Annotated in this window: 13 protein-coding genes; 5 read left to right on the top strand and 8 right to left on the bottom strand. The window is 66.9% G+C overall.

Features of this window, described 5'->3' with window-relative positions; translation table 11 throughout:
- Positions 1–9: 9 nt before the first annotated feature.
- The gene (locus tag PKE78_RS18160) at positions 10–2,598 is read right to left on the bottom strand and encodes an ABC transporter permease (protein ID WP_271202334.1); all 2,589 of its coding nucleotides are present in this window, start codon (positions 2,596–2,598) and stop codon (positions 10–12) included.
- The gene (locus tag PKE78_RS18155; protein ID WP_271202333.1) at positions 2,595–3,278 is read right to left on the bottom strand and encodes an ABC transporter ATP-binding protein; all 684 of its coding nucleotides are present in this window, start codon (positions 3,276–3,278) and stop codon (positions 2,595–2,597) included. The genes PKE78_RS18160 and PKE78_RS18155 overlap by 4 nt, the downstream gene beginning before the upstream one ends.
- 94 nt (positions 3,279–3,372) lie before the next feature.
- Here PKE78_RS18155 and PKE78_RS18150 point away from each other — a divergent pair, with 94 nt between their 5' ends.
- From PKE78_RS18150 to thpR, 3 genes are read left to right on the top strand one after another with little or no spacing between them, the layout of a single operon-like run.
- Positions 3,373–4,011 carry an arylesterase gene (locus tag PKE78_RS18150; RefSeq protein WP_271202332.1) on the top strand — a complete coding sequence of 213 codons (639 nt, stop codon included), beginning with the start codon at positions 3,373–3,375 and terminating at the stop codon, positions 4,009–4,011.
- A 14-nt stretch (positions 4,012–4,025) separates the two neighbouring features.
- Complete coding sequence (locus PKE78_RS18145) at positions 4,026–5,075, top strand: aldo/keto reductase (protein ID WP_271202331.1); 1,050 nt, start codon at positions 4,026–4,028, stop codon at positions 5,073–5,075.
- Positions 5,076–5,118: 43 nt separating this feature from the next.
- Entirely contained in the window at positions 5,119–5,652 is a 534-nt protein-coding gene (gene thpR, locus PKE78_RS18140; protein WP_271202330.1) for an RNA 2',3'-cyclic phosphodiesterase, read from the top strand.
- Positions 5,653–5,668: 16 nt separating this feature from the next.
- Here thpR and PKE78_RS18135 read toward each other — a convergent pair whose 3' ends face one another.
- The gene (locus PKE78_RS18135; RefSeq protein ID WP_271202329.1) at positions 5,669–6,400 is read right to left on the bottom strand and encodes a sulfotransferase family protein; all 732 of its coding nucleotides are present in this window, start codon (positions 6,398–6,400) and stop codon (positions 5,669–5,671) included.
- 130 nt (positions 6,401–6,530) lie between these two features.
- On the opposite strand from PKE78_RS18135, the gene leuD reads away from it, so the two are divergent.
- Complete coding sequence (gene leuD / locus PKE78_RS18130) at positions 6,531–7,136, top strand: 3-isopropylmalate dehydratase small subunit (protein WP_271202328.1); 606 nt, start codon at positions 6,531–6,533, stop codon at positions 7,134–7,136.
- A gap of 178 nt (positions 7,137–7,314) precedes the next feature.
- On the top strand, positions 7,315–7,701 hold the full coding sequence (locus PKE78_RS18125) for a RidA family protein (protein WP_271202327.1): 387 nt from the start codon (positions 7,315–7,317) through the stop codon (positions 7,699–7,701).
- A gap of 27 nt (positions 7,702–7,728) precedes the next feature.
- On the opposite strand, the gene PKE78_RS18120 is transcribed toward PKE78_RS18125, so the two are convergent.
- The 5 genes from PKE78_RS18120 to PKE78_RS18100 all read right to left on the bottom strand — a co-directional run bounded on the left by PKE78_RS18120 (position 7,729) and on the right by PKE78_RS18100 (position 12,831).
- Positions 7,729–8,118 (bottom strand): DUF2794 domain-containing protein, encoded by a 390-nt coding sequence (locus PKE78_RS18120; RefSeq protein WP_271202326.1) that lies wholly within the window; start codon positions 8,116–8,118, stop codon positions 7,729–7,731.
- Between the two features lie 454 nt (positions 8,119–8,572).
- A complete protein-coding gene (locus PKE78_RS18115) occupies positions 8,573–9,658 on the bottom strand; it encodes an XRE family transcriptional regulator (protein WP_271202325.1) in 1,086 nt (361 codons plus the stop codon).
- Between the two features lie 7 nt (positions 9,659–9,665).
- On the bottom strand, positions 9,666–10,268 hold the full coding sequence (locus PKE78_RS18110) for a hypothetical protein (protein WP_271202324.1): 603 nt from the start codon (positions 10,266–10,268) through the stop codon (positions 9,666–9,668).
- 334 nt (positions 10,269–10,602) lie between these two features.
- Entirely contained in the window at positions 10,603–11,436 is an 834-nt protein-coding gene (locus PKE78_RS18105; RefSeq protein ID WP_271202323.1) for an SAM-dependent methyltransferase, read from the bottom strand.
- Between the two features lie 24 nt (positions 11,437–11,460).
- Positions 11,461–12,831: an APC family permease gene (locus tag PKE78_RS18100; protein ID WP_271202322.1), complete on the bottom strand. Its 1,371-nt coding sequence runs from the start codon at positions 12,829–12,831 to the stop codon at positions 11,461–11,463.
- Positions 12,832–13,312 lie beyond the last annotated feature (481 nt).

Raw genomic sequence — 13,312 nt, 5'->3', positions numbered from 1 at the left:
CGTCGCCGCCTACAGGTTCCGCAGATGTCGCGCCGGCGTCTCGCCCAGGACGCGCCAGGCGCCGATCAGCCCGAGCGTCACGGTGAGCATGAGCGAAACCAGCGCGGCGAACCCCGCGCCGAGGGGGTCAAAGGCGAAGTCGATGCGCATGATGTTCGACGTGACGCCCCAAGCGGCCAGAGACCCCACCACCAGGCCGAAGACCGCGGTGACGAGACCCAGCAGGGCGTACTCCGCCGCAAAGGCCGCGAGCAGCCGCCACCTCGTCGCGCCAAGCGTCTTCAGCACAACCGCCTCATAGACGCGGCGACGCCGGCCGGCGGCGAGCGCCCCCGCGAGCACCAGCACGCTCGCGACCAGCGTCACCGCGCTCGCGGCGCGGATGGCGAGCGCCAGATTGCCGACGATGACGTTGATCGAGGCGAGCGCATCCTTGACGCGCACCGCCGTGAGGCTCGGAAACGCCTTCGTCAGGTCCCGCAGCAGGCCGAGCTCGCGGGCGTCGTCCGCGCCTCCGGGGAAGGCGACGGTCGCGAGGTTCATGTAAGGCGCGCCAGCGAAGGCGTTGGGCGAGAACACCATGAAGAAGTTGATGCCCATCGTCTCCCACGCGATCTCGCGCAGGTTCGCCACCTTCGCGCCGATCGTGCGGCCGAGCACGTTGACCTCGATCTCGTCTCCGATGACGAGGCCGAGGGCGTTGGCGAGCCTTCGGTCGAACGACACCAGCACGTCGCCGGCATGGTCTTTCGCCCACCATTCGCCTTCGACCACCTTCGAACCCTCGGGCGGCGTCTCGGCGAAGGTGACGCCCCGGTCGCCGCGCAGCGCCCAACGGAATTCGGGATCGACCGAGACCTCGTCGACGGGCTGGCCCTTGATCGAGACGAAGGAGCCCCGCAGCATCGGCACGCTGTTCAGCTCCGCGTCCGGCGCGTCGCGGCGCACCGCCTCGTCGAAGGCGTCGCGCTCGGCGGAGGGAATGTCGAGGAAGAAGAACGCTGGAGCTTTCTGCGGCAATTCGTTCGAGAGCTGCCGTCGGATCGAGGAATCGATCAGCGTCAGGGCGACGAGAAGCACGAGGCCGAGGCCGAGCGACAGCACCACCGAGGGCGTCAGCGCGCCGGGGCGATGGATGTTCGCGAGCGCGAGCTTCAGCTCCACCGTTTTCGGTCGCGGCAGGCGCGCCGCCAGCGCCATGACGCCGCTCGCCACCAGTCGCAGCGCGACGAAAGCCGCGATCGCCGCGACCACGAAGATTCCCGCGATACGCCGATCGTAGGACGCATAGACCGCAAGCGTCGCGAGCGCCGCCACGGCGAGAACGGTGGCGACGATGTAGGCGGATCTCGGCCAGCGCCGGCCTGGATCGACCTGATCGCGGAACAGCGCCGCCACCGGCACGTCATGCGCGCGCCCGAGCGGCCAGAACGTGAAGGCGAGCGCCGTCAGCGCGCCGTAGGCGAAGGCGAGCGCCAACTCGCGCGGAAACACGGAGGGCGCGAGCGGCAGCGGCAACAGGTCCTTGAGCGCCCAGGCGGCCGCGAACGGGATAGCGGCGCCCGCGGCGAGGCCGATGGCTATGCCGAGCAGCCCAAGCGCCGCGACCTCCGCGAGGTGGATCAGGAAGACCGTGCGGCCCGACGCGCCGACGCTCTTCAGCGTTGCGATGGTCTCCCGCTTGCGGTCGACGAACGCCGCCACCGCGTTCGCGACGCCGACGCCGCCGACGATCAGCGCGGTCAGACCGACGATGGTCAGGAACTGCGTGAAGCGGTTGAGGTTTCGCTCGAGTTGCGGCGCGGCGTTGAGGCGCGAGCGCGCTTCGAAGCCGGCGTCCTTCGCCTCACGCTCGACATCCGCGATCAGCGCGGCGACCTGGTCGTCGCTCGCGGCGCCGGGCAGGACGACGCGGTAGGTCCAGCGCACCAGACTACCGGGCTGCAGAAGCTCCGAGGCCCGCAGCGCAGCGTCCGACACCAGCACGCGCGGGCCGAATCCGAGGCCGGCGGAAAGCTGGTCAGGCTCACGCTCCAGCGTCGCGCGAAGCTCGAAGGTCGACACGCCGAGCTCGACGCGGTCGCCGACCTTCAGATTCAGCCGGGCGAGCAGGGCCGGATCGACCACCGCGCCATAGACGCCGTCGCGTTCGGCCAAGAGGTCGGCCAGCGGCCGCGCAGGATCGAGCGTCGCGGCGCCCACCAGAGGCCATGCGCCGTCGACGGCCTTGAGTTCGACAAGTGTTGAATCGCCCGACGGCGCGCGCGCCATGGCGCGCATCGCGGCGATGCCGGACACACGGCCCTTGGCGTCGAGCGTGGCGCGCTCCTGCGCGGTCGCCTCGCGATGAATCAGCGAAAAGGAGGCGTCGCCGCCGAGGATGACCCGGCCCTCGCGCTGCAGACCTTCGGTCAGGCCGCGGGCGAGCGAGCCGACGCCCGCGATAGCCGCGACGCCAAGCGCGAGGCAGAGCAGGAACACGACGAAACCCTGCACCCCGCCGCGCAGCTCGCGCGCCGCGATCCGCAGAACGACGCCGGGGAAGGCGGAGCCGCCGGCACGGGCCGCGGCTCCGCCCGTCGCCGCAAGGTCGCTCACGCCGCGGCCTCGGTCGTGGTCTCGATGCGGCCGGAGCGCAGGCGGATGGTGCGGTCGCAGCGCGCCGCGAGCGCCGGATCGTGGGTGACGAGCACCAGCGTCGTCCGCCGCTCCGCGCTCTTCGCGAACAGCAAGTCGACGATCTGGCCGCCGGTGCCCTCGTCGAGATTGCCGGTCGGCTCGTCGGCTACGAGGAGTTCGGGTCGCGGCGCCAGAGCCCGCGCCAGCGCCACGCGCTGCTGCTCGCCGCCGGAAAGCTGGGCCGGGTGATGGTCCATCCGATGGGCCAGTCCGACCGCCGAGAGCTCGGCCCGAGCGCGCTCGAAGGCGTCGGGAGCGCCGGCGAGCTCGAGCGGGGTCGCGACGTTCTCGAGCGCGGTCATGGTCGGGATGAGATGGAAGGACTGGAACACGACGCCCACATTGCGGCCTCGGAAGCGCGCGAGACCGTCTTCGTCGAGCGCGCCGAGGTCCTGGCCGAGCACCTTGATGGTCCCCGCATCCGGGCGTTCGAGGCCGGCGATCGTCATGAGAAGGGTCGACTTGCCAGAACCCGAGGGCCCGATCATGCCGACGCTCTCGCCGCGACCTATTTGAAGACTTACATCTTTCAGGATGTGCACTCGGGCGGCCCCCCGGCCCAACGCCAAATTCACGCCATGGAGTTCGATCGCCGTCATGAAGCCGTGGGCCTTCCAGAAAACTGCGCCTGTGCGGCGCAACATCGGGTCAGATAGCGACGCGAATGCGGCGCGCCAGCCGTCGCGGCGCGCTGTGACCGCACTGACCGTCGCGGCTCTCGCAAGCGTGATCCTTCGATCAGGCCCGGCGGCCGCTCAGAGCCGGCCGATCCGGCTCGTCGCGCTGGGCGACAGTCTGACAGCCGGCTACGGCCTCGGCCCGCGCGAGGGTTTCGCGCCGCGGCTCGAAACTGCGCTGCGCGCGCGCAGCCACGACGTCCGCGTCGCGAACGCAGGCGTCTCCGGCGACACCGCCGAAGCCGGCGCTCAGCGCGTCGACTGGTCCGTGCCGGACGGGACCGACGGCGTGATCGTCGAACTCGGCGCGAACGACATGCTGCGGGGCCTCGATCCGGCCCGCACCCGCGCGGCGCTGACCCGCATCCTCGATCGGCTCAAGCAGCGCAACATCCCCGCCATGCTCGCCGGCATGCGCGCCTCGCCCAATCTCGGCGCGGACTACGTCAGGCGTTTCGACAGCATCTATCCCGACCTTGCCCGCGAGCGCGGGCTGGTGCTGTATCCGTTCTTTCTGGAGGGAGTGGTCGGCGACCGAACGCTCAACCTCCAGGACGGCATTCATCCCACCGCGCGCGGGATCGACATCGTGGTCGAGAAGATCACGCCCTCCGTCGAACGCTTCCTCGCCGAGATCGCCGCGCGCCGATCCTGAAGGCACATTGACCAATGGAATATCGCAAGCTCGGGCGCACGGGGCTCGACGTCAGCCTCGTCTGCCTCGGCACCATGACCTTCGGCGAACAGAACACCGAAGCGGAAGGCCACGCCCAGCTCGACATCGCCCGCGACCGCGGCGTGAATTTCCTCGACGCCGCGGAGCTGTATCCGATCCCGCCCAAGCCGGAGACGCAGGGCCGCACCGAAGAGATCGTCGGAACCTGGCTTGCGAAGGACGGCAACCGGGCGCGCACGATCGTCGCGACCAAGGTCGTCGGCCGCACCGTGATGGACTGGTTCCGCAAGGACGGCTCCACAGGAGAGCTCTCGCGCGCGCAGACCCGCGAGGCGGTCGAGGGCAGTCTTCGCAGGCTCCGGACAGATTACATCGACCTCTACCAGCTCCACTGGCCCGACCGTGAGGTCAGCCAGTTCGGCTCCAACCCAACGGTGTTCCGGCCGGCGACGTCCGAGGCCGAGCATCCGATCCACGAGACGCTGGAGATTCTCGGCGAGTTGGTGACGGAGGGCAAAATCCGCCATGTGGGCCTGTCGAACGAGAGCGCGTGGGGAACGATGCGCTTCGTCGCCGAAGCGGAAGCCCGCGGCCTGCCGCGGCCGGCCTCGATACAGAACGCCTACAACCTCCTGAACCGCACCTTCGAAACCGGCCTCGCCGAAATCGCGCTGCGCGAAGACGTCGGCCTGCTCGCCTATTCCGCCCTGGCGCAGGGCTACCTCACCGGCAAATACGCGGACGGCGCGCTGCCGGCGGGCGCCCGCAAGACGCTGTTCGACCGTCTGCAGCGCTACGAGACTCCCGGGGCGGAAGGGGCGATCTCGGCCTATCTCGATCTTGCTGGGGAGATCGGCTGGAGCCCCGCCCATCTCGCCTTGAAGTTCGCGGCGACCCGGTCCTTCATGACCTCGGTGATCATCGGGGCGACCACCACGGACCAGCTGGCGCACGATCTCGCGGCCTTCGACCAGCCATGGTCGGAGGACATCGAGGCGCGGGTCGACGCGATCCACAAGGTCCGCACTAGCCCCTGTCCCTGAGGGCTCCGGCCGTCAGGCGCGTTGGTTTTTGAGGGCGCGGGCGATGCCTCGGCTGTTCACCGCGATCGAAGTGCCGGACGAGATCGGCCTGGCGCTGGCCGGCTACCGCGGCGGGCTCTCAGGAGCGCGCTGGATCGACGTGGAGAACTACCACATCACGCTGCGTTTCCTCGGCGACATCGACGAGGAAACCGCGCAGGAGGCCGCCTACCTGCTGGGCCAAGTGCGAAGGCCGCCGTTCGAAGTGACGATCACCGGGCCGGACGCTTTCGGAGGCGGGCGGCCGCGGGCGCTCGTCGCCAAGGTTTCGCCGTCGCCTGCGATCCTCGAACTTCAGGCCGAGCACGAACGGCTTGCGCGGCGCGCCGGGTTGCCCGCTGAATCCCGCAAGTTCGCGCCGCATGTGACGCTGGCGCGGCTCAGGGACGCCTCGCCCCGCGCCGTCGCGGACTATCTCGGCCTCAGAGGCGGGCCGCCGGGGCTGTCCTTCCGCGCGGAGCAGTTCGTGCTGTACTCGTCGCGGGATTCCGTCGGCGGCGGCCCTTATGTTGTCGAGGCCGCCTATCCGCTGCGCTAAGGCGCGGCGTTCGCCGTCACTGCACCTTGCGGATGAGCCGCTTCACCAGGCTCGCCCCTGCTTTGTCCGGCCGCGCCGGCGTGACGATGTCGCGGCTCGCGGCGACCCGGTCGATCAGCGTCCGGGCTGCGCGGCCGTAGAGCTTATAATCATCGAGATTGAGCGCGTGAATGCGGTCGCGCGTCGCCTCGTCGGCCTCCAATTTGTCGTCCGTGGCGTTGTAGCGCCGGGGCAATTGCGGCGCGTCCTCGCCGAACAGCATGCCCAGACCAAGCTCGAACCGCTCGGACAGACCGACGAAGCCGAACTCTTCGATGTCGATCCCGCGAAGATACTGGGAGTGCAGGTTTCGGAACCTGCGCATGGCGGAGAACTTCAGCAAGGAAAGTTCGCCGGCCTTTATTTCTTCGTCAAAAGACCATTTCGTCGGGCGTTCGCGGATGTAGGAGTAGTGCGAGATGATCCGCTCCACGGGATCCCGCAGCCATGTCCAGAGCTGTTTGGAAGGATCCGTCACAGCCGTCTCGACCAGCGGCAGGACGTAATGTCCGTGCAGCACCTCGATGCCGTGATCTTCGAGCCGCGGCACATGGGCGGCGAGGCTCTTGCGCGAGGCGCGCCGCAACAGCGGATGAGTCGCCGGGTCGTTCGGCCCGTAATAGAGCGCGAGCCGGTCGCCGTAGCGCGCCTGGAGCGCGTTGCGGAAGCTGGTGCCGGCGGTTTTGGGAATGTGTATCGAGAAGATCATGCGGCGAGGCGCCCCCGTTTCGCGCCGGAACCACGCGGTTTTGCGCGCGTGGCGTCCCTATATCAGAACTCGCGAGCGCCTTGACCGATCTTTCCGGCGGGAGCATGACAGCGCGCGAAGGAGACGTCCGATGCAGAAGTTCGAGACCCTGACCGCGATCGCCGCGCCGCTGCCGATGATCAACATCGACACCGACATGATCATTCCGAAGCAGTACCTCAAGACGATCAAGCGCACCGGCCTCGGCCAGGGCCTGTTCGCCGAGCTGCGGTACAACGCGGACGGCAGCGAGAACCCGGACTTCGTGCTGAACAAGCCGGCCTACGCCGACGCCGAAATCCTTGTGGCCGGCGACAATTTCGGCTGCGGCTCCTCGCGCGAGCACGCGCCCTGGGCCCTGCTCGACAAGGGCATCCGCTGCGTGATCTCGACCTCGTTCGCGGACATCTTCTATAACAACTGCTTCAAGAACGGCATCCTGCCGATCGTGGTCTCGCCGGAGGACCACGCCAAGCTGCTCGACGACGCCGAGCGCGGCGCCAACGCTAGGCTGACCGTCGACCTGGCGGCCCAGGAGATCCGCGGCCCCGACGGCGGCGTGGTGAGGTTCGAGATCGACCCGTTCCGCAAGCGCTGCCTGCTGGAGGGGCTCGACGACATCGGCCTCACCATGCAGAAGGCCGCGGTGATCGACGGCTTCGAACAGAAGCTCGCGGCCGACCGCCCCTGGGCCTGAAACGGCCTGCGCGGCCGGTTAACGCACGCGCGAATCCCGGGTGAACCGCGCCCTGAAATGAACCGGATCCGGTTCATTTCAGGGCAATTCCGGGGTTAACGCCGCGCGGACGCCTCCTCGCCGCGCGCAAAGCCCCGCTCCCCCTTCTCCGCCCGTCATCGAGAGCCTCGTTCGCCCCATGTCCCGCCGCCTGATCTCCACCGGCTCCCCGTTCGAGAAGACCGCCGGCTACAGCCGCGCCGTGATCGACGGCGAGTTCGTGTTCGTCTCCGGCACCACCGGCTACGACTACGAGACCATGACCATGCCGGAGAGCGTGGAGCAGCAGACCCGCAACGCCTTCGCGACCATCGAGAAGGCGCTCCGTCAGGCCGGCGCCACTTTCGCGGACGTGGTGCAGACCCGCTACTACCTGACCGACCCCGCGACGGCGAACGAGCTGTTCAAGGTCACCGGCGAGATTTTTGGCGAGATCCGACCCGCGAACACGCTGATCGTGTGCGGCCTGCTCAAGCCCGAGATGAAGGTCGAGGTCGAGGTCACCGCCCGCGTCCGGGTCCGCTGAGGAGGCGGCCCCCTTCCCGCTCCGCCGTCAGGTGGCGACCAGGCGGAGCCTGCGGTCCAGCACGTCGAGCACGCGGGCGAGGTCCGGCCCGCGCTTCAGGATCAGCCCGGTCGTGGTCACGACCGCGTAGGCGCCCTGCCGGCGCGCGAGCCTCGGCGTCTTCTCGATGCGGTAGAGCGGCGCCTCGCTCGTGCGCCGGAACACCGAAAACACCGCCTGCTCCCTCAGAAAATCGATGGCGTAGTCCCGCCATTCGCCGGCGGCGACCATCCGTCCATAAAGGTTCAGTAGCGCGTTGAGCTCCCGGCGGTCGAACGAGACCTGCTGCGGCGGAGCGCCCGGCTGGGACGACGGCGGCGCGCCCGCGGCGGACGGGCCGGGCCGGGGCACGAAACGTATGGGCTCCTGATCGCTCATGGCGCCTCCTTCATCGGGGCGTCATGATCGCCCCGTGGGCAAGCCCGCGCAAGGCGGACTGTTGAAGGTCTTGCGCGGACGCCGGCGCCGGCTTGGCTCCTGCGTCATGGGGCGGCTCGACTGGACCATCCCTGGATGAACCGTTCACCGGCCGCCTCGAAGGCCAGCCGAAGCGTGCGTCCCGTGCCAGGACCTATAGGAATGTCGTGATCGCTCTGGTCGAGCGCGGCGGCTCCAGCTGCATGATCCATGTCGAAGGCACTATCGCGACAAGGACTGCGCGCAGCGGCACGCCCTCAAACACAATGGCAAGAAATACGCGCCGCTTGATCTCCACAAACCAAGCTGACTGCTCATTTTCGACCTTCGAGCGCGGGTTGATCGGACGTCCATCAGCGCTTTGACAACGATTTTACATATAAAATTTTGTACTTATATTCAGGCATTCATTTCATTATGAAATGATGCGTAGCTTCGGCATTGCGCGCTTGGAGGGCGCATCAACCTCCAGCCCATACATAGATACGAAATCACCTTCGCGCAAAGGCACGATACTCGCAAGCTCCTTTAATGAATATCCAAGTTCAGACAAATGCGCCTTAATCATAGACTTTAGAACAACTGTATCCTCTTGCGGAAAGTCAAGCTCTGGGGGCTCTCTCAGCCTCCATCCTCTGGAACTTATCTGCTGCCAGAGATACCGAGCCTGATTACCGTCTATGATATTTAACGCCTTCACTCTCACAAGGAGAGCTTGCATGGCAACTTTCCACTCTGGTTTCAGAGAAGCCAGAAGTTGTAGAGTGACCTTTCTTCCGGTGAAGGCCGCGCGAATATCCCTTTCGGGCATGAGCAACGCGGATGCAAATTGGTTCGCCTCATCTTCCATGGCAGGCGTCGGGAAGCGATGCATGACGATGTGGCCTAACTCATGGGCCAACGTGAACCGAAGCCTGTCGGCGGGATGGCTCTTGTTAAGCAGGACGAGTGGTGGCTGCCCTGGAACTTTGAATGTGATCCCGCTGATCGATGCGCCGGAAAAGTCGGACATCCCAACGATGATGCCCGCACTCTCCACGTATCCAGTGAGGTTCTTCAAAGGGCCAGAACCGATCCCCCAATGAGCGCGAACGATCCCAGCGATGCGCTCAGGGCTCCCGTTTTCCTCAACGTCGAGAAACGGAAAAGACCGAGACGGCTCAAAATCGACGCCCTCTAAAAAGCGCCTGATATGCATCACCCTCAAGTTTAGCTCGGCTGTCACCATGTCGAGTTCACGGCCGGTAACATCAGCCTTCGCACGCGTCATGGGATGGACGCTGACAGGCGGCCCGTAAACAGTTTCCTTGATTTGGAAAAACTCGGTTGGCACCTCGTAAACTTGCGCAGCCTTCATCAGAAGAGCGTCATCGGGCTCCGAGATGCCATTCTCATATCTAGAAAGAACCGGCTGAACGATACCCAAGCGTTCAGACGCATACTTCTGCGTGAATCCTTTTCGCTGCCGCGCGAGGCGCAGCATGTCTCCGACAGCGGACATGATCTTCTTACTGGTCTTGAGTTTTCTTAGAAGGCTTGACCTTCGGCTTGACCAGATCGTCGGAGGCCGGCGAGGAAGGCGGAGGCGACGCAGGAAGCTCGATCACCGAGCTAGCTTCGCCCTCGATCTCGTATTCCCACAAAAGCTGGTCGCCATCTCGGGCAATCATCAAAACGCGGTCGATCCTCGTCCAGAGATCGTTTGGTCGCCAGACGAACTCGACCTTGCCAGAAGCGCCTAAGCCGGGAAGCTCACCATCGGCCTCCACAAAGGCAAGTACAGCTTGCGTTGTGACGTTCTGGCCAAGCTTGTCGTCGCCAGCCTTCTTGAAGCGAGCTGCGATGCCCTTGACCGCAAACTTGAAGGTTTGCGCTTCGATGTCGACCAAGATGCCGGGCTCAGCACCAAGCCGCAAAATCGCGCGCTTCGCGATGCCGTCAAAGACCTCGTTCGATTTGGTTCGGTCGTAGAAAGACGGTCCAAAACCAGAATCGACCCGGAACGTCTCTATCGCGCGCCATTCGGCGAAGGCGTCGTCGATCGCTTTCCGAATGATGGGAAAATACGGCTCGAAAGCGGTCACCGCGTCGTCCCGACTGACCGTGCCCATCGGCGAATCTCCTGATCCTGCCATGAGCGTAGCACGTTTTTGCAAAATCCAAGAAAAATATTCAGATCCTATGCGCCACCGCTCCCCCGCCGGTCTGTCGTACCGTTCCTAGCGATCTCCGCGCGCCGTTCCACCACGGCGGCCATCTCCCGCGGCGCTTATTCTGGCCGTCCTCGGCTTCGTTCGTCAGCACCTTCAACGGGGACGGCGCCGCCCTCGCGCGGAAACGACGTCAATCGCGTCCGATCTCAAATTGATGCAGTGCCGCCGCCGCCGCTCGTTCGTCCCGCCTCGGCGAGGGGGGGCGCCGGCGCGCGGCGCCCCGTCGTCTGCGTCAGGTCTGGTTCTGGGTCGCGCTCCAGGCGCCGCCGCCTTCCACGGTTCCCGACATCGCCGCGCCGTCGACCCGACCGGTGTAGCGCTTGCCCTTCGCGGTGAAGGTGATCTCGGAGCCGTTCATCTTCGCCTCCGTGATCGGCGTGGACGTGCCGTCCTTCACCAGCGCGCCGGTCAGCATCTGGTACTTCTGGTCGAGCTTCAGCGCGCCGCCGTCCATCCGCCATTCGCCTGCGACCTTGGCGGGCACGACCCATTTCAGCGCGCGGCAGAAGCTCGAGCAGCCGCTCGCGGCCTGCGCGGTCTCGTCCGGCTGCCAGTCGCCCATGTCGAAGCTGTTCGAGACCACCCGCGTGCCCGGCTTCATCTCTAGAATGGTCGGGCGCAGGCGGATGTTGAGCTCCGTCAGCAGGAACAGCGTGACGACGGAGGCCTTGGAGAAGTCGGTCTCAAAGATGTCGCCCTGCTCAAAGGTCGCGGTCTCGGCGACGCCTTCCGCCTTCGCGGCCTTGCGGGACAGCGCCACCATGTCCGGGTTGAACTCGACGCCGTGGGCGCGGACGCCGCGCTTGGCGGCGGTGATCACCGTGCGGCCGTCGCCGGATCCGAGATCGACCAGGTAGTCGTCCTTGGTCACCTCAGCCATCTCCAGCATGCGGTCGACGAGCGCCTGCGCGGTCGGCACCCAGACGACGTCCTTGCCGTCCTGGCCGGAGGACGGCGTGTATTCGGTCGCGGCCGGGGGCGCCTCCGCCGGGGTCTGGGCGAGCGCGCCGCCGAAGGTGAGCGCGGACAGCGCGCCGGCGAGCAGGGCCGTGCGTAGCTTGGTCATGGGATGGCTCCTGGTGGGGGGATGTCAGTCGCTGAGGCCGACGGCGGCCGGCAGCGGCCCGCCTTCGGTTTCGGTCCGCGGCTCGCGCCGCCGGAACAGGAGAAGCGGCACGCCCGCGGCCAGGACGCCGAGGCCGAACAGGCCGGCGACGCCGGTGTAGGCGATGCTCGCGTGCAGCATGTAGAGGCAGGTGAGGCAGAACAGGATCGGCGTCAGCGGGTAGAGCGGGGTGCGGAACGGCAGCGCCCGGCCCGGCTCGCGCCAGCGCAGCACGAACACCGCGAGGCCGACCAGAAGCAGGAAGCCCCAGAACACGGGCGCGGTGTAGTCCACCATCGCCTTGAAGCCGTCGCGGGTCGCGGCGCCGACCGCCACCAGCGCGAGCGCCACGACGGCCTGCGCGATCAGCCCGTTCGCAGGCGTGCGGCCGCGCTCGTCCCATTGGCCCACCCGCGGCAGCAGGGTGATGTCGCGCGCCATGGCGTAATAGACCCGCGCGCCGGTGAAGATGGTGGCGTTGAGCGTCGAGACCGCCGCCACCACGATCGCGAGGCTGACCACGATGGAGCCTGCGGGGCCGGCGACGACGCGCATCATGTCGGCCGCGACCGCGTCGGACCCGCGCAGGCCCTCGAGCCCGAGGATCGACAGCAGCGCGACGTTCGCGAGCACGTAGAGCGTGACGAGCACCAGCGTGCCGAGCACCAGGACCTTCGCGATGTTGCGGGCGGGGTCCTTCAGCTCGCCGGTGAGGTAGGCGGTCTCGTTCCAGCCGCCGTAGGTCAGCAGCACGAAGATCATCGCCATGCCGAGCGAGGCGGTCCCGGGCGGGAGTGCGGCCGCCGGCGGCGGCGCCTCGGCCGAGCCGAGCAGGCCGAAGGCGATGATCGCGAGGATCGCCAGCACCTCCGTCGCGGTCATGGCGATCTGCAGCGTCTTGCTCTGGAGCGTGCCGATCACGTTGACGCCGGTGAAGACGATGATGGCGATCGCGGCGTAGAGCGCCGGGCCGTAGGGCCCGAGCGGGAGCAGTTGCGCGAGATAGTCGCCGAGCACGAAGGCGACGCCCGCGATCGCGCCGGTCTGGATGACCGAGCCGCGCGCCCAGCCGAACAGCATGGCGACCGGCTTGCCATAAGCGCGGGAGAGGAAGTGGTACTCCCCGCCCGCGTTCGGATGCGCCGCGGAGAGCTCGGCGTAGCAGAGCGCGCCAATCAGCGTGATCACGCCGCCCGCGACCCAGACGCCCACGAAGGCCAGCTCGCTGCCGACGTTCGCGGCCACCAGCGACGGCGTGCGAAAGATCCCGATGCCGACGACGAGACCGACCATGATCGTCGTCGCGTCGAACACCGACAGCGACGGGCGGGGCGTTGAATCTGGGGAAGCCGGCATTCGATCCTCGCGGGCGCGACCGCCTGCGGCGAGGCGCCCGATCGGCGTTGCGATCCGGCGGTCCCCGCCCGCGGCGGCGAATTCAGGTCGAGCGTTGTCGCGCCTGAATTTGTCCGAACGATTTTCGTGAGAACCCCTCGGCCGCTGAACTTTCCGTGAGATGTGTTGCAGACTGTGCCGGGGCTGATCCCTGACATACTTTGATACATTGGCCGACGATTTTAGGCCGGGCGCCGCAAAAGGCTTATCGCGGCGGGATTACGGGCCGAGGCGCCGTTCAAAACTGTGAATTCGGGCGGCGGGCCGTCGGCGAAGATGGCCGAAACGCGTTCGTCATGGTCCGGCTTGACCGGACCATCCATCCCGGACGTGGAGCGTGACGCCCGGGATGGGTGGTCCGGAAACTCGAATGTTTTCGAGTTTCCTTCACAGGGTGGTTCAGATCGGCAAAAGCCGTTCTGAACGCAAGCCGGAGGACGAC

Origin of the sequence: Methylopila turkensis (assembly GCF_027922325.1) — a bacterium.
In the GTDB taxonomy this organism is placed as follows: Bacteria; Pseudomonadota; Alphaproteobacteria; order Rhizobiales; family Methylopilaceae; genus Methylopila; species Methylopila turkensis.
This window is presented reverse-complemented; position numbering and strand designations above follow the sequence as displayed.

Excerpts from the sequence above, each read along its gene's own strand:
- PKE78_RS18155 (WP_271202333.1), bottom strand. The coding sequence starts at position 3,278 with ATGACGGCGATCGAACTCCATGGCGTGAATTTGGCGTTGGGCCGGGGG.
- PKE78_RS18145 (WP_271202331.1), top strand. The coding sequence starts at position 4,026 with ATGGAATATCGCAAGCTCGGGCGCACGGGGCTCGACGTCAGCCTCGTC.
- thpR (WP_271202330.1), top strand. The coding sequence starts at position 5,119 with ATGCCTCGGCTGTTCACCGCGATCGAAGTGCCGGACGAGATCGGCCTG.
- PKE78_RS18135 (WP_271202329.1), bottom strand. The coding sequence starts at position 6,400 with ATGATCTTCTCGATACACATTCCCAAAACCGCCGGCACCAGCTTCCGC.
- leuD (WP_271202328.1), top strand. The coding sequence starts at position 6,531 with ATGCAGAAGTTCGAGACCCTGACCGCGATCGCCGCGCCGCTGCCGATG.
- PKE78_RS18125 (WP_271202327.1), top strand. The coding sequence starts at position 7,315 with ATGTCCCGCCGCCTGATCTCCACCGGCTCCCCGTTCGAGAAGACCGCC.
- PKE78_RS18120 (WP_271202326.1), bottom strand. The coding sequence starts at position 8,118 with ATGAGCGATCAGGAGCCCATACGTTTCGTGCCCCGGCCCGGCCCGTCC.
- PKE78_RS18115 (WP_271202325.1), bottom strand. The coding sequence starts at position 9,658 with ATGTCCGCTGTCGGAGACATGCTGCGCCTCGCGCGGCAGCGAAAAGGA.
- PKE78_RS18110 (WP_271202324.1), bottom strand. The coding sequence starts at position 10,268 with ATGGGCACGGTCAGTCGGGACGACGCGGTGACCGCTTTCGAGCCGTAT.
- PKE78_RS18105 (WP_271202323.1), bottom strand. The coding sequence starts at position 11,436 with ATGACCAAGCTACGCACGGCCCTGCTCGCCGGCGCGCTGTCCGCGCTC.
- PKE78_RS18100 (WP_271202322.1), bottom strand. The coding sequence starts at position 12,831 with ATGCCGGCTTCCCCAGATTCAACGCCCCGCCCGTCGCTGTCGGTGTTC.